The 25,770-nt window shown below is 39.7% G+C and carries 18 protein-coding genes and 1 pseudogene; 7 read left to right on the top strand and 12 right to left on the bottom strand.

The features are described from left to right. Positions 1 to 46: 46 nt before the first annotated feature. The 3 genes from ICJ55_RS04950 to suhB all read right to left on the bottom strand — a co-directional run bounded on the left by ICJ55_RS04950 (position 47) and on the right by suhB (position 4,535). Positions 47 to 1,633, bottom strand: coding sequence for a carbon starvation CstA family protein (locus ICJ55_RS04950; RefSeq protein WP_188157572.1), 1,587 nt, complete (start codon positions 1,631 to 1,633; stop codon positions 47 to 49). Positions 1,634 to 1,814: 181 nt separating this feature from the next. Then, the gene (gene dxs / locus ICJ55_RS04945; RefSeq protein ID WP_188157571.1) at positions 1,815 to 3,668 is read right to left on the bottom strand and encodes a 1-deoxy-D-xylulose-5-phosphate synthase; all 1,854 of its coding nucleotides are present in this window, start codon (positions 3,666 to 3,668) and stop codon (positions 1,815 to 1,817) included. A gap of 54 nt (positions 3,669 to 3,722) precedes the next feature. Then, positions 3,723 to 4,535, bottom strand: a complete 813-nt coding sequence (gene suhB / locus ICJ55_RS04940) for an inositol-1-monophosphatase (protein ID WP_188157570.1) — start codon at positions 4,533 to 4,535, stop codon at positions 3,723 to 3,725. Between the two features lie 180 nt (positions 4,536 to 4,715). Between suhB and ICJ55_RS04935 the strand changes: the two genes are divergently transcribed. The 5 genes from ICJ55_RS04935 to glyA all read left to right on the top strand — a co-directional run bounded on the left by ICJ55_RS04935 (position 4,716) and on the right by glyA (position 10,309). Next, entirely contained in the window at positions 4,716 to 5,741 is a 1,026-nt protein-coding gene (locus tag ICJ55_RS04935) for a TrmH family RNA methyltransferase (RefSeq protein ID WP_188157569.1), read from the top strand. 19 nt (positions 5,742 to 5,760) lie between these two features. After that, positions 5,761 to 6,645, top strand: coding sequence for an NAD(+) kinase (locus ICJ55_RS04930; protein WP_188157568.1), 885 nt, complete (start codon positions 5,761 to 5,763; stop codon positions 6,643 to 6,645). 187 nt (positions 6,646 to 6,832) lie between these two features. After that, positions 6,833 to 7,810 (top strand): DUF1852 domain-containing protein, encoded by a 978-nt coding sequence (locus tag ICJ55_RS04925; protein ID WP_188157567.1) that lies wholly within the window; start codon positions 6,833 to 6,835, stop codon positions 7,808 to 7,810. A gap of 12 nt (positions 7,811 to 7,822) precedes the next feature. Then, the gene (locus ICJ55_RS04920) at positions 7,823 to 8,854 is read left to right on the top strand and encodes a methionine synthase (RefSeq protein WP_188157566.1); all 1,032 of its coding nucleotides are present in this window, start codon (positions 7,823 to 7,825) and stop codon (positions 8,852 to 8,854) included. A gap of 192 nt (positions 8,855 to 9,046) precedes the next feature. Beyond that, positions 9,047 to 10,309, top strand: a complete 1,263-nt coding sequence (glyA, locus tag ICJ55_RS04915; protein WP_188157565.1) for a serine hydroxymethyltransferase — start codon at positions 9,047 to 9,049, stop codon at positions 10,307 to 10,309. Positions 10,310 to 10,418: 109 nt separating this feature from the next. Here glyA and ICJ55_RS04910 read toward each other — a convergent pair whose 3' ends face one another. Both ICJ55_RS04910 and fabB read right to left on the bottom strand, forming a co-directional pair. Continuing rightward, positions 10,419 to 11,687: an NRAMP family divalent metal transporter gene (locus tag ICJ55_RS04910; protein ID WP_188157564.1), complete on the bottom strand. Its 1,269-nt coding sequence runs from the start codon at positions 11,685 to 11,687 to the stop codon at positions 10,419 to 10,421. Between the two features lie 338 nt (positions 11,688 to 12,025). Next, positions 12,026 to 13,243 carry a beta-ketoacyl-ACP synthase I gene (gene fabB, locus ICJ55_RS04905; RefSeq protein ID WP_188157563.1) on the bottom strand — a complete coding sequence of 406 codons (1,218 nt, stop codon included), beginning with the start codon at positions 13,241 to 13,243 and terminating at the stop codon, positions 12,026 to 12,028. A gap of 262 nt (positions 13,244 to 13,505) precedes the next feature. Between fabB and ICJ55_RS04900 the strand changes: the two genes are divergently transcribed. Next, positions 13,506 to 16,037, top strand: coding sequence for a class I adenylate cyclase (locus ICJ55_RS04900; RefSeq protein ID WP_188157562.1), 2,532 nt, complete (start codon positions 13,506 to 13,508; stop codon positions 16,035 to 16,037). 57 nt (positions 16,038 to 16,094) lie between these two features. On the opposite strand, the gene ICJ55_RS04895 is transcribed toward ICJ55_RS04900, so the two are convergent. From ICJ55_RS04895 to ICJ55_RS04880, 4 genes are all read right to left on the bottom strand, one after another. Beyond that, on the bottom strand, positions 16,095 to 17,252 hold the full coding sequence (locus ICJ55_RS04895; protein ID WP_188157682.1) for a chorismate mutase: 1,158 nt from the start codon (positions 17,250 to 17,252) through the stop codon (positions 16,095 to 16,097). A gap of 122 nt (positions 17,253 to 17,374) precedes the next feature. Further along, the gene (gene prlC, locus ICJ55_RS04890; protein ID WP_188157561.1) at positions 17,375 to 19,444 is read right to left on the bottom strand and encodes an oligopeptidase A; all 2,070 of its coding nucleotides are present in this window, start codon (positions 19,442 to 19,444) and stop codon (positions 17,375 to 17,377) included. A gap of 130 nt (positions 19,445 to 19,574) precedes the next feature. Beyond that, positions 19,575 to 20,315 (bottom strand): pyruvate formate lyase 1-activating protein, encoded by a 741-nt coding sequence (gene pflA, locus ICJ55_RS04885; RefSeq protein ID WP_188157560.1) that lies wholly within the window; start codon positions 20,313 to 20,315, stop codon positions 19,575 to 19,577. Positions 20,316 to 20,420: 105 nt separating this feature from the next. Next, entirely contained in the window at positions 20,421 to 20,753 is a 333-nt protein-coding gene (locus ICJ55_RS04880; protein ID WP_188157559.1) for a helix-turn-helix domain-containing protein, read from the bottom strand. A gap of 141 nt (positions 20,754 to 20,894) precedes the next feature. Between ICJ55_RS04880 and ICJ55_RS04875 the strand changes: the two genes are divergently transcribed. Further along, positions 20,895 to 21,113 carry a hypothetical protein gene (locus ICJ55_RS04875; RefSeq protein WP_188157558.1) on the top strand — a complete coding sequence of 73 codons (219 nt, stop codon included), beginning with the start codon at positions 20,895 to 20,897 and terminating at the stop codon, positions 21,111 to 21,113. A gap of 97 nt (positions 21,114 to 21,210) precedes the next feature. On the opposite strand, the gene ICJ55_RS04870 is transcribed toward ICJ55_RS04875, so the two are convergent. The 3 genes and pseudogenes from ICJ55_RS04870 to pflB all read right to left on the bottom strand — a co-directional run bounded on the left by ICJ55_RS04870 (position 21,211) and on the right by pflB (position 25,684). Beyond that, positions 21,211 to 22,317, bottom strand: coding sequence for an adenosylhomocysteinase (locus ICJ55_RS04870; RefSeq protein WP_208455132.1), 1,107 nt, complete (start codon positions 22,315 to 22,317; stop codon positions 21,211 to 21,213). A 94-nt stretch (positions 22,318 to 22,411) separates the two neighbouring features. After that, positions 22,412 to 23,207 (bottom strand): annotated as a pseudogene (gene rhuM / locus ICJ55_RS04865) (RhuM family protein). Between the two features lie 152 nt (positions 23,208 to 23,359). Continuing rightward, positions 23,360 to 25,684, bottom strand: a complete 2,325-nt coding sequence (gene pflB, locus ICJ55_RS04860) for a formate C-acetyltransferase (RefSeq protein WP_188157557.1) — start codon at positions 25,682 to 25,684, stop codon at positions 23,360 to 23,362. Positions 25,685 to 25,770: the final 86 nt, after the last annotated feature.

Raw genomic sequence — 25,770 nt, 5'->3', positions numbered from 1 at the left:
AAAATGGGGACTAAATTGTCCCCATTTTTAGCTTTTTTATCAACAATTAACTTGCTGCATAAGCACTTTCATCACGTTCATCAGTTTGTTTTACAAATTTGAAGAAGCAGATGATACATACTACTGTAATCGCGAAACCGATGTACACCGATAATTGGTAATCTAAACCGAAGCCGATTTTGTTATAGGCTAAGTAAGTTGCACATACGGTTGTGATGAACCACGCAGGGATTGAGCATACCCAGTGGAATTTCTTATAGCGATATAAGTAACCTGCAGCTGTCCATAACATTACCATTGCAGTCATTTGGTTTGCCCAAGTGAAGTAACGCCATAATACGCTGAAGTCCACTTTTGATACGATAAAACCAATCACGAATAACGGTACCGCGATGTATAAACGTTTTGCAAATGAGCGTTGGTCTAATTTAAAGATTTCTGCTAATTGTAAACGTGCTGCACGGAATGCGGTATCGCCCGAAGTAATTGGTAATACAACCACACCTAGTACCGCAAAGATACCACCGATAAAGCCTAAGAAGTGTAATGAGCTGTCATATACCACTTTAGACGGTGAACCTGCAGAGATTGCATCTTGTAACGCTTGTGGACTTTCGTAGAATGCAAGACCAACCATACACCATACTAATGCAATAACACCTTCAGTAATCATCGCACCGTAGAAAATAAAGCGACCTTCACTTTCATTTTGTGCACAACGTGCCATTAATGGCGTTTGTGTTGCGTGGAAGCCTGATAATGCACCACAAGAAATCGTTAAGAATAGTAATGGCCAAATTGGAACATCACCTTTCACTTGGAAGTTTTGAGTGAATTTTTCCCATGTTAAGCCTTGACCGTCAGCATTCACTGTACGGAAGAAGTCGATAGGATCAGTTACGCTTAAGTGAGCAGACACTAAACCATATACCATACCTATAGACATAAATAGCAATAACGCACCAAAGAATGGGTAGATACGACCGATGATTTTATCAACCGGTAATAAGGTAGCTAAAATATAGTAACCGAAGATAATTAAAGTCCAAACAGAGATAACGGTTGCTTTATCCATCCCCCAAACAGTTACACCGCCTGATGCAACAGCTGCTTTGATTGCTTCAACATCACCTAACTCCATTGTACCTTGGGTTGCACCTGCAACGTCCATAGTAATGGTTGCTAATAATTGAGCCGGGCTTGCTACGAATACCACACCTACTAATAAAAGTAGAATTAATGCCATTACGTTAATAAAGAGTTTAACCGGACGACCTAAGAATTTACCGGCAAGGTTTGGCATTGTTGCACCACCATTACGGATACTTAACATACCGCAGAAATAGTCGTGTACTGCACCGGCAAAGATACAACCGATAACAATCCATAACATTGCAACCGGTCCGTATAACGCACCAAGGATAGGACCAAAGATAGGACCTGTACCGGCAATGTTTAATAATTGGATAAGCCAAATTTTGGTTTTAGACATTGGCATATAGTCCACGCCGTCTGTCATTGAGTAAGCCGGCGTTTGTCTTTTCGGATTAATCACGAAAATCTTTTCGATGATTTTTCCGTAAACAAAGTAGCCAAGCACAAGTACTGCTACACAGAAAAAGAACCACAACATAGTATAAATCCTATAAATTGAAATTGGATAGGGACGATTTTTAGCAAAATAGCTAAAAGGCGTGTAATTGTAAGGAGGAGTAAGGATAAAGTAAAATAGAATTGTTAGTTTTTGGTAAATATTTTCTGAAAAATGTGACACGTATCAAAAAATCCCCTTATCAATAAGGGGATTTTTATCATTAAAAACCGAGTTTTTGAATTTTTTCTTCAATACCTTTGGCATCTAATCCTAATTCGGCATAGGCTTCTGCCTGAGTTGCTTGAGGCACAAAGAAATCAGGAATACCAAGCATTACAAGCGGTTTAATTTTGCCGATATTTTGCAAATATTCATTCACAAAACTGCCTGCACCACCTTGAATAGCATTTTCTTCCAAAGTCACTAAGAAATCGTGCGAACCTGCCATTTTTTGGAGTAAATCTTCATCGAGTGGCTTAACGAAACGCATATCTACAAGCGTGTAATCGTGTTTTTCTGCTACAATTTTGGCTTCGTCTAACAATGCCCCAAAGTTTAAAATCGCAACTTTTTTGCCTTCACGGATTACTCTACCTTTTCCTACCTCCAGTGCTTGCATTGGTTGCAACTCCACACCTTTTGCATTTCCTCTAGGGTAACGAATAGCGGTTGGAGTATTCATCGTATAAGCAGTATAAAGCATTTGACGCATTTCATTTTCATCGCTCGGTGCCATAATGGTCATATTTGGAATACAACGCATAAAGCTCAAGTCAAAAGCCCCCTGATGAGTTTGACCGTCCGCACCGACAATCCCTGCTCGATCAATGGCAAAAATCACAGGTAAATTTTGAATTGCCACATCGTGAATAAACTGATCGTAAGCTCGCTGTAAGAAACTTGAGTAAATAGCAACAACAGGCTTATATCCTGCAATAGCTAAACCAGCTCCGAACGTAACAGCGTGTTGTTCAGCAATTGCTACATCAAAATACTGTTCCGGGAAACGTCTGGAAAATTCAACCATACCCGAACCTTCACGCATTGCAGGAGTAATACCGATAATTTTCGGATCACGCTCTGCCATCTCACATAGCCAATCGCCAAAAATATTGGAATAGGTTGGCGGAGCTTTTGATTTAGGCAACTCATTAATTGTTGGATCAAATTTCGGCACACCGTGATAGCCAATCGGATCATTTTCAGCAGGACTATAACCTTTCCCTTTCTTAGTGCGAACGTGTAAAAATTGTGGACCTTTTAGCTCTCGCATATTGCTTAAGGTTTTCACCAATTCATCAATATTATGACCATCAATCGGACCAATATAGTTAAAGCCCAACTCTTCAAACAAAGTGCTTTCCGGCGAGAAAATAACGCCTTTCATATGCTCTTCACTTTTCTTCATAAAGTTTTTGATGGTTGGCACTTTATCAAGAATTTTTTTACTGCCGTCTCGAACAGATGTATAGAGTGAGCCGGAGAAAATGCGGGCAAGATGATTATTTAATGCCCCCACATTTTCTGAAATCGACATTTCGTTATCGTTTAAAATCACTAGCATATCGGTATGCAATGCACCTGCGTGATTTAACGCTTCAAACGCCATTCCGGCAGTGATTGCTCCATCACCAATCACACAAACGGTTTTACGTCCGGCATCTTCTTTTTCAGCTGCAACTGCAATACCTAAGCCGGCACTAATGGAAGTAGAAGAATGCCCGACACTTAATACATCGTAAGGGCTTTCTTCTCGCCAAGGAAAGGGATGAATGCCATCTTTTTGGCGAATGGTGTGCATTTGCTCACGGCGACCTGTCAAGATTTTATGTGGATAAGCCTGATGCCCTACGTCCCAAATCAGCTGGTCAAACGGGGTTTGATAAACATAATGTAACGCAACGGTAAGCTCCACCACGCCTAAACCGGAAGCTAAATGACCGCTTGTTCGGCTGACAGACTCCAGTAAATAGGCTCGCAATTCATCAACCACCTCTTGCAGTTTGTCGGTTGGGAGCAAACGCAAATCTTCCGGAGAGTTGATGTCACTTAACAGAGGATACTTCTTTTCCATTATATTTATTCCCACAATCTATTCGCAAAATAAGCAAATGATATTGTTATAAAATTAAGCTTTTAGTTCTTCAGTTAAAGTTGGCTGAATACTGTTTAAAATTTCTTTCACAACACGACTGTTACCAACCACTAAGTTGCCCGATTTTAAGTAATCTGTTCCACCAACAAAGTTAGTTACAATCGCACCCGCTTCACGAGCAATTAATTCGCCCGCAGCACAATCCCAAGGTTTTAAACCAATTTCAAAGAAACCGTCCACACGACCGGCTGCTACATAAGCTAAATCTAATGCTGCTGAACCTGTACGACGAAAATCAGCCACACCATTATTCATTAATGCTTCAAGCATATTTAAGTGTGCTTCACGATGTCTTAACACTTTAAAAGGAAAACCTGTTGCTAATACTGTGCCTTTTAAATCACGGCGTTCTGCATCAATGCGTAAGCGGAACTCGTTTAATTTCGCTCCTTCACCACGAACAGCTGTGAAAAGCTCATTACGGATAGGATCGTAAACCACTCCTACTGTTGTGCGACCATTTTCACGGATTGCGATAGAAACAGAGAAATGCGGTAAGCGTTTTACGAAGTTAGTTGTGCCATCTAATGGATCAATCACCCATTGCACGTTTTCATTGCTACCGTTTAATACACCTGACTCTTCCGTTACGATTGAGTGATCAGGATAAGATTTACGGATCACATCAATAATCGCGGCTTCAGACGCTTTATCAATTTCTGTTACATAATCATTTGTATTTTTTTGTGAAACTTGAGTATCTTGAGGCGATTGCTCATAGCCTTTGGCAATAATATTGCCTGCTTTTCGTGCAGCACGAATAGCAATGTTTAACATTGGGTTCATATTTCCACCGGATTTTAAAGAACAATTAAGAACTCAAGATTATAAAGAAAGTAGCTGCATAAGGAAATAACAAGCGGTCATTTCTGAGAAAAAATTTGCAAAAAACCAGCTTTTTCTAACCGCTTGTAAATTGTATTCGTTATAATAAGCCTAATTTTAGCCACAACTTAGGTATTAAAAATGAAATTTAAAGAAAATAATGAGCCTCGCTTTAAAACCAGAGATGAAAAGAGAACAAATGAACGCACTTCTCGCTTTTCAGAAAAAGGGAAAGAGCGAAGTTTTGAACGGAAGAACGAGAGAAATGATCACCGCAAAGCCCAATTTCAACGTGAACGCCCAGAACAAATCTACCCAACCGAAGGTAAAAAACCCAGCGGCGAAGGGAGCGTTCAAATTTGGGTAAAAGGTAACAACTCATCAAAAGAGAAAAAAACAGGTCCGCTTTCGCCTCGAGCACCGGAAAAAATTAAGAAAAACCGTTTAGAGGAAATGAAAGTGTATGGCGAAAATGCGTGTATGACTTTATTCCAACAACGTCCGGAATCTATCGTGCGTTTATGGGCGACGGTTGAAGGTGCGAAAAAATTAGGTGATTTGATGAGCTATTTAGCCGAACATAAAAAGGCATATCACGTTATCGATCGTGAAGAAATGGAACGTGTAACAGGCACGGAACATCACGGCGATATGTGTTTACTTGTGAAAAAATCGTCATCATTTGTGTTAGAAGGCTACCTGCAAGTGCCGAAAAAGCAAGATTGTTTAGTATTGTTAGACGGCGTAAATAATGCACAAAATGTTGGTGGTATCATTCGTACCTGTGCATTTTATGGTGTAAAAGGGATTATCACGGAAAATGTGGATAACTTAAATTCAAGTGCGGCAGCTCGTGTGGCTGAAGGCGGGTTAGAGTTTGTACGGGCATTAGAAACCAAAAACAAACAGATTGCTTTAGTACAGTTACGCCAAGCGGGTTATCAAATTGTGCATTTAACTCGCCATAAGCAAGCCCCCTCTTTAACTAAAACAAAATTGACAGAGAAAGTGGTCTTTGTATTAAATGAAATTCCGGCAAGTGAGATTTCTTATATGGAAGATACCACCGTACAGCTCTCATTTAACAATCCGTTAAATAGTGGTTTAAATGTGGCAGTTAATACAGGTATTCTGCTTAACCAATGGTATCAAACCCATATTCTCTAGTCGTTTATAGGAATAGAAAATGAACCCACAAAAACCGTTTGAAGTTATTGCAATTGTTGGCACGCCTCGCCACGATAGTGCCTTTGAAACGCATCTCGCCGTTTATAATTGGCTTAAAGACAGAAATTACACCATTTTAGTTGAAAAAGAAGTTGCCACCCAACTAGAACTAGAGGAAAGCCACAGCTTAGAGGAAATCGGGCAACGTGCTGAACTCGTGATCGTGATTGGTGGCGATGGCAATATGTTGGGCGTTGCTCGTGCTTTAGCCAAATATCGTGTACCGCTTATCGGCATTAATCGTGGTAATTTAGGTTTTTTAACCGATATTGCCCCTCAAACGGCTTTTGAGCAGCTTTATAGCTGCTTAGTGAAAAATGAATATGTCATTGAAGAGCGTTTCTTACTTGAAGCCTATATTGAGCGTAACGGTAAAATTATTTCGTTAAATAATGCGTTAAATGAAATTGTGGTTCACCCGACGCAAGTCGCTCGAATTATTGAATTTGAAGTTTATATTGACGGCAAATTTGCCTTTTCGCAACGAGCAGACGGCTTAATTGTGGCAACCCCAACAGGCTCAACTGCTTATTCGCTTTCTGCCGGCGGTCCAATTCTTACCCCGAATATGAACGCCATTGCTCTCGTGCCAATGCACCCACACACACTTTCATCACGCCCGTTAGTCATTGATGGCGACAGCCAAATTTCACTCCGTTTTGCAAAATATAACACCCCTGATTTAGAAGTGATTTGTGATGGACAAGAAAAAATGAGCTTTAGCCCTGAAGATCGTGTATTAGTTAGAAAAAGCCCTGATAAATTACAACTACTGCATTTAAAAGATTACAACTACTTTACTGTGCTAGGTTCAAAATTAGGCTGGGCGAGTAAGTTATTTTAAAGTGTAAAATATCCCTGCCTGTTATAGATACTCATTTTTTACAAGCGGTCATTTTTTTCTGACATTTTGCAGGTTGAATATGAAAGTTATTCATATTCAACTTCAAAACATATCATTTTTATTCAACAAAAATTTATGGTTCAATAAGTCATCTCAACAACAATAAGAACTCAAAGGAGACGTTAAGATGACTACAGATTTCAAATGCCAAGTTCACACCATTGAATTTGATGAAAACTATGAACCAGCCAATAGCACTCGCTTAACCACCAATTTTGCCAATCTTGCACGCGGCGAAAACCGTAAGCAAAATTTGCAAAATACGATTACGATGATCAATAACCGTTTTAATGATTTAGCGAATTGGGATAACCCAAATGCGGATCGTTATTCTGTGAAATTAGACATTGTGTCCGTAGATATTGACGTAGAAGGTAAAGGCGAATTTTTCCCAGCCCTTGAATGGCTTAAAACCTATGTAATCGATCACAAAACAGGTAAGACCATTGATGGTATTGTAGGTAACAGCTTTTCATCTTATGTGCGTGATTATGACTTTAGCGTTCTATTACTTGATTACAACAAAGATAAACCAAGTTTCAGCGTACCGGAAGGCTATGGCGATTTACACAGCAAGCTCTATAAACACTTGGTAAACTCGCCTGAATATCAAGCAAAATTCCCAAAATCACCTGTGATTTGTTTAAGTGTGGCAACCACTCGCACTTATCACAAAACCACCAATGTTCACCCAATTTTAGGGGTAGAATATGTGCAAAATGACTATTCATTAACCGATGAATACTTTGCCAAAATGGGCTTAAAAGTGCGTTACTTTATGCCACCAAAATCAGTTGCACCTTATGCGTTCTATTTTGATGAAAACACGGATCTACTGAACGATTATAGTAACTTGGAGCTTATCAGTACCATTGCAACAATGGAAGCTTTCCAAAGAATCTATCGCCCGGAAGTGTATAACGCAAACTCTGTAGCAGGACAGGTTTACAAAGCCAGTTTGACTTATGGCGATTACTCTACTACCCAAGTGGAATATGACCGTGAAGAGCGTACTCAGCTTGCGATCAAACAAGGCAAATACACCGAAGAACATTTTATTAAGCCATATCAAGCTATTTTAGATGCTTGGTTAAGTGAAAAATAGGAATAAAAAAAGATGAGCAAAATTCTTCTCCCAACTTCTACCGCTGGCAGTTTACCCAAACCGGCTTGGCTTGCTGAGCCTGAAAAACTTTGGTCTGAATGGAAATTCAGCGGCAGTGAATTACTACAAGCAAAAAAAGATGCCCTTTTAGTTTCACTTGCTGAGCAAACAGTAGCTGGCATTGATATTGTGAGTGATGGTGAACAGACTCGCCAGCATTTTGTAACAACCTTCATTGAACATTTAGACGGCGTAGATTTTAACAAGCGTGAAACCGTCCGCATTCGTAACCGTTACGATGCCAGTGTGCCAACCGTGGTAGGAGCGGTTTCTCGCCCTAAATCCGTATTTGTTGAAGATGCAAAATTCCTTCGAACCCATACTGATAAACCCATTAAATGGGCGTTGCCGGGTCCAATGACGATGATCGACACCTTATACGATGCTCACTACAAAAGCCGTGAAAAGCTAGCGTGGGAATTTGCTAAAATTTTAAACGAAGAAGCGAAAGAGTTAGAAGCCGCAGGCGTAGATATTATTCAATTTGACGAACCTGCGTTTAACGTATTCTTTGATGAATTAAACGATTGGGGGGTTGCTGCTCTTGAACGAGCAATTGAAGGCTTAAAATGTGAAACAGCCGTGCATATCTGCTACGGCTACGGTATTAAAGCCAATACGGATTGGAAACAAACGCTCGGTTCAGAATGGCGACAATACGAAGAGAGCTTTCCAAAATTACGGCAATCTAAAATTGATATTATCTCGCTTGAATGCCAAAACTCCAAAGTACCAATGGATTTAATCGAGCTTATTCGTGGTAAGAAAGTAATGGTGGGTGCAATTGATGTGGCTACCAATGCGATTGAAACGCCAGAACAAGTGGCTGACACCTTGCGTAAAGCGTTGCAATTTGTCGATGCCGATAAGCTCTACCCTTGCACTAACTGTGGTATGGCACCACTTTCTCGTGAAGTTGCTCGTGGCAAGCTCAATGCACTTAGTCAAGGTGCGGCGATAATTAGAGCAGAATTAGCGGGTTAGAAAAGCAAAACTTACTATCTTACAAGCGGTCATTTTTGGTAAAAAATTTACAAAATATGACCGCTTGTTGCTTTCTGCTTTTATAGGAGTATGATTATTGAAATTAATACTATCTATTAGATTAAAAAATACGTAAAATATCGGCAAATCAACTTACGCAAACGTTTACTTAAGCTTTATAGGAGTCCAACAATGTTAAAACGTGATATGAATATCGCAGATTATGATGCTGTTTTATGGCAAGCTATCCAAGATGAAGATCGCCGCCAAGAAGAGCATATTGAGTTAATTGCCTCAGAAAACTACGCAAGCCCACGTGTAATGCAAGCTCAAGGTTCACAATTAACCAATAAATATGCAGAGGGCTACCCTAATAAACGTTACTATGGTGGTTGTGAATATGTCGATATTATCGAGCAATTAGCGATTGATCGTGCAAAAGAGTTATTTGGTGCTGATTATGCCAACGTGCAGCCGCACTCTGGCTCGCAAGCAAATGCTGCGGTGTATATGGCGTTATTAAATCCAGGCGATACAATTTTAGGTATGAGCTTGGCTCACGGAGGGCACTTAACTCACGGTGCATCAGTTAGTTTCTCAGGAAAAATCTATAAAGCGGAGCAATACGGTATTACCGCAGAAGGTGTAATTGACTACGATGCGTTGCGTAAGCAAGCTCAAGAAGTCAAACCAAAAATGATTGTAGCTGGTTTTTCTGCTTATTCTCAAGTCATTGACTGGGCAAAGGTGCGTGAAATCGCAGATGAAGTAGGGGCTTACTTATTTGTAGATATGGCACACGTTGCAGGTTTAATTGCTGCTGGTGTTTATCCGAACCCACTTCCACACGCACACGTTGTTACAACCACAACACATAAAACATTAGCCGGTCCTCGTGGTGGTTTAATTTTATCTGCTTGTGGTGATGAAGAAATCTATAAAAAACTACAATCTGCGGTATTCCCGGCAGGTCAAGGTGGTCCGTTAATGCACGTGATTGCAGCAAAAGCGGTTTGCTTTAAAGAAGCATTAGAGCCTGAATTTAAGGCTTACCAACATCAAGTGGTGAAAAATGCAAAAGCGATGGTGGAAGTATTTAAACAACGTGGCTTTGAGGTGGTTTCTAACGGCACAGAAAACCACTTATTCCTAGTCAGTTTTGTAAAACAAGGCTTAACGGGTAAAGCAGCAGATGCAGCTTTAGGTGCGGCAAACATCACGGTAAATAAAAACTCTGTACCGAACGATCCGCAAAAACCATTTGTAACCTCTGGTATTCGTGTTGGTACGCCATCTGTTACCCGTCGTGGTTTTAAAGAAGATGATGTAGCAACATTAGCCGGTTGGATGTGTGACGTGCTAGAAAGCATTGGTAAAGATAACCACGAACAAGTGATTGCAGAGACGAAAGCGAAAGTATTAGAAATCTGCAAACGCTTACCTGTTTATGCGTAGTGTTGTAATCCATTCTTAAAAAAGCAAGTAAAAAACCACCTTCTATGAAGGTGGTTTTCATTAAACATAAAAAGGCGAATTAAATTCGCCTTTTTCATTTCTATTGTAATTATCCAATAATACCAAACTGCTGTGCTAAGAATAATAATGCGAAAGCAGTTAAGTAAATTAAGCCAACGACCGCTAACCAGAATAATCCGCCTGTTACACGGTGTTCACCTTTCATTACTAATGAGAAGTTTAACCACGCAAAAATTGGTGTTGAAACAAATGATGAAATCATTGCAAATTTCAGCATTGTTGCTACATCACTCATAAATACACTAATAATTAAAATACCAATTGCTGATGTGAGTGTTAGCCAAATTGCTAATTCTGTTTGTGAATGCTCTTTACGACCTGTTAAAATTCGCAATGCTTCCGCATTAGCACGAGAATAGCCATCAATAACCGTAATTGTTGTACCAAACATACACATAAAGGCAATGAATGCAATTAATAATTTAGACCAATCACCAATTGCAAAGGCGTACATTTTGATTAATTGGGCGATATATTTTACACCCGCTTGTTCTACTTGTTCACCAGAACCATATTGTACCAATGCACCTAATGCCAAAAATACAATTGCTAAAATGGCTGTACCGATATAACCCACGTTAAAGTCAAAAATACCATCTTGGTAGCTGATCTTACTAAAACGTTTTTTGGCAATAACCCACATTGAGTTAATTGCTGAAATTTCAATTGGTGCCGGCATCCATCCCATTAAGGCAACAATAAAACCTAGAGCTGCTAAATTCCAAGGCGATGGCTCAATAAAGTCAGGGGCAACCGTAATACCACCTTTTAAAGCCGCAATAACGACTGCTGCCACCGTTGAAATAGTTAGAGCAATCATAATCCACTTAGACAGAGAATCTAAGAAACGATATTTACCTAAAAGCAAGATTCCCCACGTTACCGCAATCACAATTGTCCCCGCCATTGGAATGCTTAAATCAAATGGAACACCTAATGCTGAAAAAATAAATTTTAAGATTGCGGCAGTTACAATACCCACAGCAGCTGTATTAATCATACCTGCTAGTACATTTAGAATAAAGAAAATAACAAGATAAATGCCGCCTTTATCTTTATAACCTTCTAATAAACTTTTACCGCTTGAAAGTGTGTATTGCACACCAAAACGGAAAAACGGATACTTAAACAAGTTCGCTAAAATAATAATAATCGCTAATTGCCAGCCATAAATTGCACCGGCTTGGGTTGAGGCAACAATATGCGAGCCACCTACAGCCGCTGATGCCATTAAAATACCCGGACCCATTGCGGCAAATTTACTTTGCCAAGTTGAATGTTCTACTTGTTGTGTCATATATTCTCCAAAATAAGTGTAAGACCTCGAATAAGCCTCCATTCTACTCATAAAATGAAGTAAAAAATAGATGTTCAAAAAGCTTGTTAAAAAAATGCTAAAATTATTATGCTACCTAATAAATTGAAATTCTTCCATATAGCGATCATAAAAACAATTTAACAAAATTTAATACTAAGAATATAAACATCAGCAGATAAAAATAAATTTTAAAATTTTTATCAAAAATATGGAAAAGGTTCTAAACCGAGATGAATTTGCAAATTTTTAATAAAATTTGACCGCTTACAGACAATAAAAAAGTGCGTTACCGCACTTTTTTACCGATTAAGATGAGATTATTTTGAATAGCGTTGGAACACTAAGCAAGCATTTGTACCACCGAAACCGAAGCTGTTAGACATAACTGTCGTTAATTCTTTATCTTGACGTTCAGTGACAATATTCATACCTTCAGCTTGCTCATCAAGGGTTTCAATATTAATGCTTGGTGCGATGAAATTATTATCTAACATTAATAATGAATAAATTGCTTCGTGTGCCCCTGCTGCTCCAAGAGAGTGTCCTGTCATTGATTTCGTTGAAGAAATAGCCGGAGTTTTATCCCCAAATACATTACGGATTGCACCAAGTTCCTTCACATCACCCACAGGTGTAGAAGTACCGTGTACGTTAATGTATTCAATTTCGCCATTTACAGTTGCCATTGCTTGTTTCATACAACGTTCCGCACCTTCACCGCTTGGAGCCACCATATCATAACCGTCAGAAGTTGCACCGTAGCCCACAATTTCAGCATAGATTTTTGCACCACGTGCAAGTGCGTGCTCTAACTCTTCAATCACTAAAACTGCACCACCACCTGAAATAACAAAACCATCACGATTTGCATCATAAGCACGGCTTGCTTTGGTTGGCGTATCATTATATTTGGAAGAAACTGCCCCCATTGCATCAAATTGAGTTGCCCCTTCCCAGCAAAGTTCTTCTGCACCACCCGCAAAAACAACATCTTGCTTGCCTAATTGGATTAATTCCATTGCGTGTCCGATTGCGTGAGCTGAAGTTGCACAAGCAGAACTAATGCTATAGTTTACACCTTTAATTTTAAATGGTGTTGCTAAACAAGCAGACACACTTGATGCCATTGTTTTAGTTACCGCATAAGGTCCGATACCTTTTACACCACGAGGTCCACGCACTGCATCTGTTGCCGCAACCTGACCACGAGCGGAACCGATACCGGAACCAATTACTAAACCTGTACGTTCGTGAGAAATATGTTCTTCAGTTAAACCGGCATCTTCAATCGCTTCTTTCATACAAATGTAGGCATAAGCTGCTGCATCGCCCATAAAACGGTAAACTTTACGGTCAATCAGCTCTGCCGGGTTTAATTTAATTGTCCCTGCAACTTGGCTACGCATACCTACTTCAGCAAATTCAGGAACAAATTCAATACCTGACTTACCTTCTTTTAATGAGGCTAACACTTCTTCTTTATTGTTACCAATACTTGAAATAACACCTAAACCTGTAATAACAACTCTTTTCATTTTGTTTCCTTCATCATTTTTTCTGAAAAAAAAAGTTAATTCAGCTTACACTTGTTCGCTCAAATAAGCTACTAAAACTTGCTTATTTTACACGATTTTATGACTGGTCTGAACTCTTTTGAAGCATAATAACCACAAACTTCTGCTTTTTAGAGGAAATGAGGCTGCCGGATTCCTTAATCTTTTTTGGTCTATTCCATTACATAATCAAGACTTTTCAGCTAAAATGTTAAATAGATCACACTTTTGTAAGGAAATTGACGTGAAAATACTCACCCTTGAAGCTAATACAGCAACAATAGTAGAAGGAACTGCTATTAAGGCAATTAAGGGAAATTTTTCCCAAAAATTAGCTCTAACTAAAAAAAGAATTGATAAACTCAATGCTTATCGGATTGAGCGGGCAATGAATGCCAATAATCAAAACTTTGTTCACGTTTTTTCATTACTGCCATTACTTATTCATCTTAATCACCCAAGCTTACCTGCGTATGTGGAAAGTGCACCGCAAGGTATTTGGCATTTTAAATTGTCTGATTATCAAAAAAATTCATTAATGTCTTATAGCTTCCACGAGGCTATTTCCGATCATCATTTGAAAAATCAAACTTATTTTGATGCTCTCTATTGTATGGGGAGCACGGGCTCTATTACTCAAACCAGCCTGTCCGATTTAGATTTATGGTTGTGTTATTCAAACAAGCTCACGATTGAACAATATAAATTAATGGAGCTTAAAATTACTAAGCTACAAGAATGGGCGAAAACGTTTGATGTGGACATTAATATTTTCTTAATGAACCCGGAGCAATTTAAAACGCAAACTTACAGCAGCGGTGTAACAGACGAACACAGTGGTTCTGCTCAGCATTTTTTCTTGCTTGATGAATTTTATCGTTCAGCCATATTACTTGCGGGTAAACGCCTACTGTGGTTACATCTGCATAAAGATGAATATCAAACTGCCCATAACAATCCCGAAATTGATTTAACTGAATGGGTAGATTTTGGCGATTTTTCCAGTCTTTCTACCAGTGAATTTTTTGGTGCAAGCCTGTGGCAACTGTATAAAGGGATCGATAACCCTTACAAATCAGCCATTAAAATCTTGTTGCTGGAATGCTATGCCCACACTTACCCGAAAACAAAACTAATTTCAAAAGAGTTTAAGAAAAAAATTCTGAGTGATGATGGCGTCGAATATCATTTTGATCCTTACCTAGCAATGCTTGAGCTCGTTACCGAACATCTTATCACTCGCAAAGAATGGGTAAAATTAGACCGCTTGCGGGTCTGTTTTTATGCAAAAGCGATTGAAGGAGAAATCAGAAAAAACTGGCGTACGGAAGCATTACAATCATTGGTCGAGCAATGGTCTTGGAATGCAGCACAAACCACATTACTGCAAAATCGTCCTAATTGGAAAATTAAGCAAGTGATGAACCACGAAAATATGCTGATTGATCATTTGCTACAAAGTTATCGAAATTTAATCCACTTCGCTCGAAAATTCCATCTTAATCCAAGTATTATGACCAATGATACCGATATTTTGATGCGTAGACTTTATTCTGTATTTGAAACCTTGCCGGGTAAAGTACCGCTGATTAATCCAAAAATATCGTCTAACGTAGCAGAAAATGCGGTAACTTTTATTGAAGTCAAATCAGGATCCTCAATACAACCAGGTTGGTATTTAGTAAATCAAGCACCCAAAAGCCAATATGATTCAAACCTTCGCTATGTTCACTACAACAAAAGTCCGGTTAAATTGATTGCTTGGGGTTTCTTCAACGGCATTATAAATGCCAATACCCATTTGCACACGGCGAGCAATAACCTAAATACGCAGAAATTACGCCAATTTATTACCGATTTACGCTTAACTTTCCCGATTCAAGCACCGGAGATGACACAAGAAGATATGCATCACCCGAATAAAATTCGTAACTTGGCAATTGCAATCAATTTAGTTCAAGATCCAACAGAAACTATTACTGACTTGCCTAAAAAAGTGTGTCAAAGTGATCTGTTTAACTTCGGTAAAATGCAAAAAACCTTAGTCGGCAGCGTCAGTATCATTTACCGCAATGTTTGGAATGAAATCCGTACCCAGCATTTCGACGGCGAAGATGCTATTTTAAAAGCCCTGAAATTAGTTTCTAATCGAATTTATCAAAGTGCGGCATCACCAAATTCTGTGAATATTTTTTGCTATAGCAAATATTTACGCAGCGATCTGCGTGAGTTTGTTGCCGATTTAGTGCATAAATGTATTACAATCCAAACAGGTTGTTTGTTGCACGCCAATGAACTACGCCACTTAAAAATTGCAGGGAAAACGTGGCAGGTGATCTTCCGTAAACAGACTGTTGGGATTAAACAGATTGAAGAACAAGCGGTTGAAAATCGTGAAAATTTTGCAAACCTGACCTCTGATATAGCCAAAGAGAAAAACGTATTTCCTCAAAAAATCAGTGAATTTGCCAGCGAAGGCTTTCTACAATTTTTCTTTGAAGATAACCAAGACGGCAGCTTCAATGTGTATATTGTTAATGAAAAAAATAGTGTTGAAAGCTACTATAACTGCTCTGGCACTAAAGAAGAAAAAATCAGGAAAATCAATAAATTACAACACCAAAAACGCTTGCAAACAGATACTGAAATCTCATTTAGCAGTTTTAACCACCCACAATTTTATCAACTTATTTCAACTAATGGTGAGTTGTCTATTGTACCGTTCCAAAGTCGCCAACATTTAGACTATCTTGCTGAACAAGAAAGTAAATGCTAATTACTTAACATAATTAAGGGCTGCTTTTAAAAGCAGCCCTTAAAATATCTTTATGGATTAAATCTTCACCGGCTCAATAATTTCACTTGGGTAACAGCCTAACACTTTTGAATAGCTAGTCACTTTTTCTAACTCTGCCAACGCATCTTGGGTGTTTTGTGAATGAATATTAGCTTCCAGCTCTACATAAAACATCTCTTCCCACGGTTTGCCGTAAATTGGGCGAGATTCCAATTTGGTCATACGGATATTGTGATTTTTAAACACCAGTAACGCATCCACCAAAGCACCGGCTTGTTGGGTGGTTGTCATCAGGAGCAAGGTTTTGGTTTGTACCTGTGGTGAAACCTGAACCGCCTGTTTTGCAAGCACAATAAAACGAGTGATATTATTCGGCTGATTGGCAATCTCGGTTTTAATATTGGTTAAACCATAGAGCTTGCCGCCATCTTCATTGCCTAACGCCACAATATTCGGCTTATTTAAACGTGCCACCATTTGCATTGCGTGCGAGCTACTTTCGCAATATTTGATATGCACCTTATCTAAAGTTGCCAAAAATTGGCTGCATTGCTGAGCCGGCTGAGGGTGGGTATAAACAGTATCCACCTTGGCTAAATCCACATTGCCGTTTGCCAACACACAATGTTTGATAGGATAAGCCAATTCACCTACCAAGGTTAAATCGGTATGCTGCAATAAATCGTACACTTCATTAATCGAACCTGAAGTGGTATTTTCAAGCGGTAACACACCAAAATCTGCCTCTTCCGCACTCACTTTCTCAAACACTTCATCGAATGAGCCACAACTTAGCTCAACCAAAGTACCTTGATATTTCTTGGCAAATTGACGAGTTGCCATATTGGAATAAGAGCCACGCATACCCAAAAAGGCAATGGAAACCTGCTCTTCTTTTTGTGCATTCAGTTTATTTTGCAGATAAGTTTGCTGCGTCAGCACTGAATCTTCAATAATACGCTGGAAAATTTGGGTCACATATTGTGGATCGAGCTGATAATTCTCCGCCTCCGCAAAATTGACTAACTCTTGCAATAAGGCTTTTTCACGCTCTAAGTCCCGCAAGGGTTTTTGAGTAATTTCTTTGCTACGCACCACATCAAACGCCAAACGGTGGCGTTCGGCAAGCAGCTTTAATAAATTGCGGTCAAGGGTGGTAATTTGTGTTCGAATATCGGATAAATCTAAAGACATTGTTACATTCTCGTTATAATCAGTATCAAGAATTATAACTTGTTCCAAAATAAAAAAAAGACAAGCGGTCAAATCTGCAAAAAATTTTGCAAATTTAACCGCTTGTTTGCTTTATTTAACCCTTAGTTCACACTACATTCTGTAGGAGTTGCATTACCGAGAATTCCTTTATGTCTGAGTAAGGCATCAAGAGTTGGTTTTCTGCCACGGAAACGTTCAAACAGTACCATTGGCTCTTCTGAACCACCACGTGTTAAAATGTTATCTAAGAACGATTGCCCCGTTTCAGCATTGAAAATGCCTTCTTCCTCAAAGCGTGCGTACGCATCTGCCGAAAGTACCTCTGCCCATAAGTAGCTGTAATAGCCAGCGGCATAGCCTCCTGCAAAAATATGTGAGAAGCTGTGTGGGGTTCTTGCCCACTCTACGCCTTTTGCCACTGCCACTTTTTCTTTCACTTCTTTTAACAACTCCAATACTTGACCTTGTTTTGTTGGGTCGTATTCAGTGTGTAGGCGGAAATCAAACAAGCCGAACTCTAATTGGCGTAATACAAACATCGCCGCTTGGAAATTTTTCGCCGCCAATAATTGCTCTAATTTCGCTTTTGGTAACGGCTCTCCAGTTTCGTAATGTCCTGAAATAAAGGCAAGTGCCTCTTCTTCCCAGCACCAATTTTCGAGGAATTGGCTTGGTAATTCCACCGCATCCCAAGGTACACCATTAATGCCGGCAACATCGCCCACATCAATTTCAGTCAGCATATGGTGAATACCGTGTCCAAATTCGTGGAATAAGGTGGTTACTTCATCGTGCGTAAACAATGCCGGTTTGTCGCCAATCGGCTTGTTGAAATTACAGGTTAAATAGGCAACCGGTTTTTGGAGTGAACCATCCGCTAAGCGTTTTTGGTTGATGCAATCGTCCATCCACGCACCACCACGTTTGTTTTCACGAGCATATAAATCAAGGTAGAACGAGCCACGCAAGCGGTCATTTTTATCAAAAATATTGAAAAAACGTACATCTTTATGCCAAACATCTACGCCTTGTTGTTCTTCCACACGCATACCGAAAACACGTTTCATCACTTCAAATAAGCCTGAAAGTACACGGTTTTCAGGGAAGTATGGGCGAAGTTCTTCATCATTCACTGAATATAACGCTTGTTTTTGTTTTTCGCTGTAGAAAGTGATGTCCCATAAATCCAAATGCTCTACCCCAAAGTGTTCTTTGGTGAATTTTTTCAATTCGCACAATTCGTTTTTACCTTGTGCTTTTGAGCGAGTGGCTAAATCGTTTAAGAAATCCAATACTTGTTGCGGGTTTTCTGCCATTTTGGTGGCAAGGGAATAATCCGCATAGGTTTTAAAGCCAAGCAGTTGCGATCTTTCATGACGTAGTTTTAGGATCTCATCAATGATGGCACTGTTATCCCATTTGCCTGCATTTGGACCTTGATCTGAGGCACGGGTTACAAAAGCTCGGTACATTTCTTCACGCAAGGCTTTGTTTTCGCAGTAAGTCATCACCGGTAGATAGCTTGGAAATTCAAGGGTAAAGCGATAGCCTTTTTTGCCTTTGCTTTCAGCCGATAATTTTGCAGCTTCAAGTGCCGATTCCGGCAAGCCTTTTAATTGAGCTTCGTCAGTAATTACGATGTCCCAACCCATTGTCGCATCTAGCACGTTATTGCTAAATTGTGAACTAAGTTCCGACAAACGGGCGGAAATTTCGCCGTAGCGTTTTTGTTTATCGGCAGGCAAAGAGATGCCGGATAATTCAAAATCTTGCAGGCTGTTTTCAATCGCTTTTTTCTGTGCAGTCGAATAGTTAGCAAATTCAGGGCTGTTTTTTAATTTTACATAGCCTTGATATAAACCTTGATGTTGCCCCGCCCAAGTGCTGTATTCCGATAATAACGGCAAGCAGGCTTGATATTCTTCACGCAATTCAGGCGAGTTTTTAACCCCGTTCAAATGCCCGACCGGCGACCACGCACGAGAGAATTTATCTCCTGCAATGGCTTGCGGCATATAGAAATTTTCCCACGTTGGGTTTTCAATTTTTGCCACCGCCTCAATGGTTTCACGGCACTCTTTAATCACGGCTTCTACCGCAGGTTTGATGTGTTCAGGTTTGATTTTTGAAAATTCAGGCAAGCCTGTGTAATTTAAAAGCGGGTTAGACATTATTTTTTCCTTTTATGGTCAAAATGAAAATTCGTATCAAGATAATACACAAAGTTGGAAAGAAAAGAAAACAAGCGGTTATATTTACATAATTTTTTGCAAAAAAATCATAAAATATAACCGCTTGTATTTAAAATTTTACGCTATGCCCATAGCTTTCAATGATTTTTTGGATACGCTCTAAATCCTCTTTAGGCGGTGGCATTATGCCGTCCAGCTCATATTTATAGCCTAGCGTTTCCCATTTATGTGCCCCTAAACGGTGGTAAGGCAGAAGCTCTACCTTCTCAATATTATCCATTCCCTGAATAAATTTACCTAAGCGATGAGCGGAATCATCATCGTCCGTATAGCCCGGCACAACTACATAGCGAATCCAAGTCGGCTTATTCATTTTTTGCAAATAGCGGGCAAAATCAAGTGTACGTTTGTTAGACACGCCAACCAAATCTTGGTGAACTTCATCATTGAGCTGTTTTAAATCCAGCAGAACTAAATCGGTAACTTCCAGCATTTCATCAACCACAGGACTATAGCTGCGTACAAAACCATTAGTATCTAAACAAGTGTTAATGCCTTCTGCTTTACAAGCTCTGAACCAATCACGTACAAATTCCATTTGCAACACTGCTTCCCCACCCGAAGCCGTTACGCCACCACCGGTCGCTTTCATAAAGTGCTTATAGGTAGTAACCTCTTTCATCAGCTCTTCAACGGTAATTTCCTTGCCACCGTCTAAATCCCAAGTATCACGATTGTGGCAATATTTACAACGCATTAAACAGCCTTGTAAGAACAGAATAAAACGAATCCCCGGACCATCTACTGTGCCGCAAGATTCATAAGAATGGATACGTCCAACAACAGACATTTGCTTACCTCGAACCTCAAAAAATTTTGATAAATTGTAGCAAATTTTTAGATGGTTCGCAGAAATAAATCAAGCCATTACACTTACTCAAAGAGAAATTCTACTCTATTTTTTGATCTCTTTCAGAAAATCAACTAAGAGCGATTTTTGCGTTTGGGTTAATTCCTGCCAATATCGGTCGGCTTCATCGCTATTCCAATCGAATCCTTCCATACAATCTGCAAAAAAGTAGCTGATTGGCGTTTTCAAAAACGTCGCAATCGCCACTAAATGTGCCACATTTATCTTATTCGCCCCTCGTTCATAGCGTGAAAGCTGTGGTTGAGAAATATCGACATACTCCGATAGCCTTTCCGCCGAATACCCCATTTCTCTGCGTTTTTGTTGAATGCGTTGACCGACAAGGCGGTCGATGTCTGATGCAACTGGTTGTGCCATTTTACTGCCTACTAAGATTATTCATTTTAGGCATATTTTGCCTGTGATGAAGATTACAGACAAGGACAATGCTATTCTACTGGTTATTATCTACAAAAAGGTAAACTAACAAAAAGCAAAGTTAAAAATTGCTCAAATGGAATGCAAGAACAGAGCCATACTTTTAATAATGGTACTGTGGTGAGTTTTATCAACATCAATTTAGCAATGACAACAGGCGGGAACGGCTATCAAACTGATTCTTATATCAATGGGAAAGAGGCAAAAGAAGTCAAACGATTAAAAGGGATTCCTGCTAACTTTAGCGGTCAGTGCTACCAACCTAAATCAAAAGGCTCAAAACAAGTTTATTGTATTTAACCCTCTCAATTTATTGAAAAACAGCCCAATCAAGGGCTGTTTTGCTTTTAAAGTCGATTGTTTCAAGTATATTTCAACCGCTTGCAAGCGGTCGATTTTATAACACTTTTTGCCAAACGCTTTGCGGCAGTAAGTAAATATCTTTTTCTGCCTTTTCACCTTCACCAACAATATGCCCGATGCCGCTTGCCATTACAGCTAAGGTCACATCAAAAGCGTTAATGCTATCGCCATAGCCTGCAGTGAGGTTAAACATTGAGCCGTCTGCGAGCAAATAAATAGTTTTATCGCCTACTTGGTAGGCATTTACATACGGCATTGGCTCTGTCATCGGTTGCTGTTTTAAGAATCGCACATCAATTTCTTCGGCAACGTGTCCGACATTTAAAATAAATAAGCCTGATTTCGCTTGTTCAATCATTTTGCCTGAAAGGACGTTTTTCGCCCCTGTTGCAGTAGCTACGACATCAGCGATTTTAATCGCTTCCGCAAGTGGCATCACCATCCAACCATCATATTCAGCTTGTAATGCTCTTGCCCGATCAAGTTCTGCCACAATCACTTTACCGCCATAAGCTTTTGCTGAAGCTGCTACACCTTGACCTACCAAACCATAGCCAATCACAACAACGGTTTTTTCGTGTAAGCTCAGGTGCGTTGTATTGAAGAAAGTGTGCCACGCTGTTAAGCCGACCATATGGCGGTTGTGTAAGCCTTCTTTCACAGGCAAGTCATCCCAGTTAAAAATCGGGTAATAAGGTTTTAAACCATTTAAGCGATTTACGCCTGAGCCGGTTGCTTCTAAGCCTGCTTTTACCTTTGTTTGTAAACCTTTAGAGTGTATCAATGAAGTTAAATCTGATCCCATTTCACACAGATGGGTTGGCTGCCAATCTACCGCTTTTTGAAAACTATCGTGCCAATCTGCATTCGACATATTCCGCCAAGCGTGAGCCTCTGCTCCGTGTTCTACTAAATAAGCGACTACGTCATCTTGCACCGTGGTTGGGTTGCAAGTGGTTAAAAATATCTTCGCCCCTTTATCCAGCAAGCCTTTTACAAGCGGAGCCATTTTTAAATCTAAGTGCATATTGCACGCCAAACGGATGTGGGAAAGGTCAGGCAATGCCTTAATAGTTTCTACGGTGCGAGGCATATGTAAAGTTGCCCAAGCCAGTTCAGCAGAAAAATTTTGGTACATCATAAATCCTTATTAGCAATAAATAACATCATCATAAAGAGTAGAATTATACGCTATTCTTTACCGATTGGGAGTAAATTACTGTAGATAACTGACATTATACTACTGAATATTTAGCTGCAACCTCTTTCAATACACGGTCAAAATCACTTTCATAGCTAAAATCTTGTTTCACTCGGTATTTTTCAAACTTACTGAGTGCAAAAGATCGAGCAATTTCTTGAGTTACTTTGTTAGCCCCATATTCGGTTTTTCAGCATTGGCTCTTGCCATAATCAGCTCAGCTGCGGTATGCCGTGAATTGCCCAGTGGAGTTTGTTTTGTACTGTGGCAAAAAAGCGTTTGGTGGCAGTAGAGGTACGGTCATAGCCCACTGCGGTTGCATAAATGTCGGTGATTTTTTGGTAGAACTTGCATTCGGATAATCGAATTTCCCGAATACGGGCAAGCTGTTCTTCAAAGTATTTTTTGCCTAAAATAGTGCCGTCATTTTTTAGCCGTTCATCGTCCATCGCAAAGCCTTTAATCGCAAAGCTCTGTACAATTTCCGTTGCCCATTTGCGAAACTGCACGGCACGTTCAGAATTCACTTTGTAACCTACCGCAATAATTGCAGATAAATTATAGTGTTTCGTCTGGTAACTTTTGCCGTCTTGGGCAGTTATCCAAAAAAATTGGATAACTGAATTTTCAGCTAACTCATTGTCATTAAAGATTTTTTTAAGATGATAGCTGATTGTTCGTACATCAACATCATACAACACTGCCATCATTTTTTGGCTTAGCCAAACATTTTCATCAGAGTAAATAGCATCAACTTGGCTTTCCCCTGTTGCCGTGATAAAGGTCAGATATTCTGCCACAGAGGAACGAATTAAATCTTGCTTAGACATCTCTTTCTCTCATATAGAATACTGTAATTATAAACAATATTTCTAAAGCTGTGTAAATGAATAACTATTTTTTCGAGCGAGAGCACAAAAAAACCGCTTGTGGCATAAATGCCACAAGCGGTTGATTTTTCTAAAAGTTTTGCAAATTGCTATTACATACTTTCAGTAAAGGTACGGGTAATTACGTCCATTTGTTGCTCTTTGGTTAAAGAGTTGAAACGTACCGCGTAACCTGATACACGAATGGTTAATTGTGGGTATTTCTCTGGGTGTTCTACCGCATCTAATAATGTATCGCGATTTAATACGTTCACATTTAAGTGCTGACCACCTTCTACTGTTGCTTCGTGGTGGAAGTAGCCATCCATTAAGCCCGCAAGGTTACGTTTTTGTGCTTCGTAATCTTTACCTAACGCATTTGGTACGATAGAGAAAGTATAAGAGATACCGTCTTTCGCATACGCAAACGGTAATTTAGCCACAGAAGTTAATGAAGCAACCGCACCTTTTTGGTCACGTCCGTGCATTGGGTTTGCACCCGGTCCGAATGGAGCACCTGAACGGCGACCGTCCGGCGTATTACCTGTTTTCTTACCGTAAACCACATTAGATGTGATAGTAAGAACAGACTGAGTTGGGGTTGCATTGCGGTATGTTTTAAGTTTTTGAATTTTCTTCATAAAACGTTCAACTAAATCAACAGCAATGTCATCTACACGGTTGTCATTGTTACCGAATTGTGGATATTCACCTTCAATCTCAAAGTCAGTTGCTACATTTTTCGCTACGCCAACCACTTCGCCAGCTTTATTTTTGATTTCAATATCTGTACGGATTGGTTTTACTTTCGCATATTTGATCGCTGAAAGTGAGTCAGCCGCCACAGATAAACCTGCAATACCACACGCCATTGTACGGAATACATCACGATCGTGAAGTGCCATTAATGCCGCTTCGTATGCATATTTATCGTGCATAAAGTGAATGATGTTTAAAGCAGTAACGTATTGCGTTGCTAACCAGTCCATAAAGCTGTCTAAGCGAGTCATTACGTCATCGTAATCTAAGTATTCGCTTGTGATTGCTTCAGATTTTGGACCAACTTGGTCGCCTGATTTCTCATCAATACCACCATTGATTGCGTATAACAAGGTTTTCGCTAAGTTTGCACGAGCACCGAAGAATTGCATCATTTTACCTACAATCATTGGGCTTACGCAGCACGCAATCGCATAGTCATCATTTTGGAAATCCGGACGCATTAAGTCATCGTTTTCATATTGTACTGATGAGGTATCAATAGATACTTTTGCACAGTAACGTTTAAACGCTTCCGGTAACTGTTCAGACCAAAGAATAGTTAAATTTGGCTCCGGAGAAGGGCCCATTGTGTAAAGAGTGTGTAAAATACGGAAGCTGTTTTTCGTTACTAATGTACGACCATCTAAACCCATACCAGCTAAGGTTTCAGTTGCCCACATTGGGTCGCCTGAGAATAATTGATCGTATTCAGGTGTACGTAAGAAACGCACCATACGCAATTTCATTACTAAGTGGTCGATCAACTCTTGAGCTTCTTGTTCGGTAATTTTGCCTGCTTTTAAATCACGCTCGATATAAATATCTAAGAATGAAGATACACGACCGAACGACATTGCCGCACCGTTTTGCGATTTAACCGCTGCAAGGTAAGCAAAATAAGTCCATTGTACCGCTTCTTGTGCATTGGTTGCCGGTTTAGAAATATCGTAACCATAGCTTGCCGCCATCTCTTTCATTTTGCCTAACGCACGGTGTTGCTCGGCAATTTCTTCACGCAATTGAATGGTTGCTTGAATATCTTCACCGGATTCTAAACGAGCTTGTAATGAAGCAAACTGACGTTGTTTATCTTTCATTAAGAAATCTGCACCGTAAAGTGCCATACGGCGGTAGTCCCCAATGATACGACCACGACCATAAGCATCCGGTAAGCCGGTAATTACGCCTGATTTACGGCAACGTAAAATATCCGGTGTATAAACATCAAATACGCCTTGGTTGTGGGTTTTACGGTATTCAGTAAAGATTTTTTCAACTTCAGGTTTAAGTTCACGACGATATACCTGACAAGAACCTTTTACCATATTGATTCCACCAAACGGCATAATCGCACGTTTTAATGGAGCATCAGTTTGAAGACCCACGATTTTCTCTAATGATTTATCAATATAACCCGGTGCGTGTGAAGTAATGGTTGATGGAGTATCGCAATCAATATCGTACGGTTCGTGCGTTTTGTTTTCGACTTTAATCATTTCCATTACATCTGCCCACAATTTACTTGTTGCAGGTGTTACTTCAGCTAGGAAAGATTCATCGCCTTCATACGGTGTGTAGTTTTTTTGGATAAAATCACGCACATTTACTTCAGTTTGCCAATCGCCGGCGGCAAAACCTTCCCACGCTTTTTGTTGAGCGTCTGTTAATTGAGTCATTTTAAGTCCTCTATGTTAGTAAGTTAAAACGGGAAGCGGTTAATTTTTGGTAAAATTTTGCAAAAATTTGACCGCTTGAATCTAAA

It is taken from the genome of Mannheimia bovis (assembly GCF_014541205.1).
Taxonomy (GTDB): Bacteria; Pseudomonadota; Gammaproteobacteria; order Enterobacterales; family Pasteurellaceae; genus Mannheimia; species Mannheimia bovis.
Note: the sequence above shows the minus strand (reverse complement) of the source record. Positions and strands in the feature narration are given on the sequence as shown.

What these genes read in the sequence shown, in the direction of transcription:
- ICJ55_RS04925 (WP_188157567.1), top strand. Translation starts at nt 6,833, where the DNA reads ATGACTACAGATTTCAAATGCCAAGTTCACACCATTGAATTTGATGAA.
- fabB (WP_188157563.1), bottom strand. Translation starts at nt 13,243, where the DNA reads ATGAAAAGAGTTGTTATTACAGGTTTAGGTGTTATTTCAAGTATTGGT.
- suhB (WP_188157570.1), bottom strand. Translation starts at nt 4,535, where the DNA reads ATGAACCCAATGTTAAACATTGCTATTCGTGCTGCACGAAAAGCAGGC.
- ICJ55_RS04880 (WP_188157559.1), bottom strand. Translation starts at nt 20,753, where the DNA reads ATGGCACAACCAGTTGCATCAGACATCGACCGCCTTGTCGGTCAACGC.
- ICJ55_RS04935 (WP_188157569.1), top strand. Translation starts at nt 4,716, where the DNA reads ATGAAATTTAAAGAAAATAATGAGCCTCGCTTTAAAACCAGAGATGAA.
- pflA (WP_188157560.1), bottom strand. Translation starts at nt 20,315, where the DNA reads ATGTCTGTTGTTGGACGTATCCATTCTTATGAATCTTGCGGCACAGTA.
- ICJ55_RS04920 (WP_188157566.1), top strand. Translation starts at nt 7,823, where the DNA reads ATGAGCAAAATTCTTCTCCCAACTTCTACCGCTGGCAGTTTACCCAAA.
- glyA (WP_188157565.1), top strand. Translation starts at nt 9,047, where the DNA reads ATGTTAAAACGTGATATGAATATCGCAGATTATGATGCTGTTTTATGG.
- ICJ55_RS04930 (WP_188157568.1), top strand. Translation starts at nt 5,761, where the DNA reads ATGAACCCACAAAAACCGTTTGAAGTTATTGCAATTGTTGGCACGCCT.
- prlC (WP_188157561.1), bottom strand. Translation starts at nt 19,444, where the DNA reads ATGTCTAACCCGCTTTTAAATTACACAGGCTTGCCTGAATTTTCAAAA.
- ICJ55_RS04895 (WP_188157682.1), bottom strand. Translation starts at nt 17,252, where the DNA reads ATGTCTTTAGATTTATCCGATATTCGAACACAAATTACCACCCTTGAC.
- ICJ55_RS04950 (WP_188157572.1), bottom strand. Translation starts at nt 1,633, where the DNA reads ATGTTGTGGTTCTTTTTCTGTGTAGCAGTACTTGTGCTTGGCTACTTT.
- ICJ55_RS04870 (WP_208455132.1), bottom strand. Translation starts at nt 22,317, where the DNA reads ATGATGTACCAAAATTTTTCTGCTGAACTGGCTTGGGCAACTTTACAT.
- ICJ55_RS04910 (WP_188157564.1), bottom strand. Translation starts at nt 11,687, where the DNA reads ATGACACAACAAGTAGAACATTCAACTTGGCAAAGTAAATTTGCCGCA.
- ICJ55_RS04875 (WP_188157558.1), top strand. Translation starts at nt 20,895, where the DNA reads ATGCAAGAACAGAGCCATACTTTTAATAATGGTACTGTGGTGAGTTTT.
- dxs (WP_188157571.1), bottom strand. Translation starts at nt 3,668, where the DNA reads ATGGAAAAGAAGTATCCTCTGTTAAGTGACATCAACTCTCCGGAAGAT.
- pflB (WP_188157557.1), bottom strand. Translation starts at nt 25,684, where the DNA reads ATGACTCAATTAACAGACGCTCAACAAAAAGCGTGGGAAGGTTTTGCC.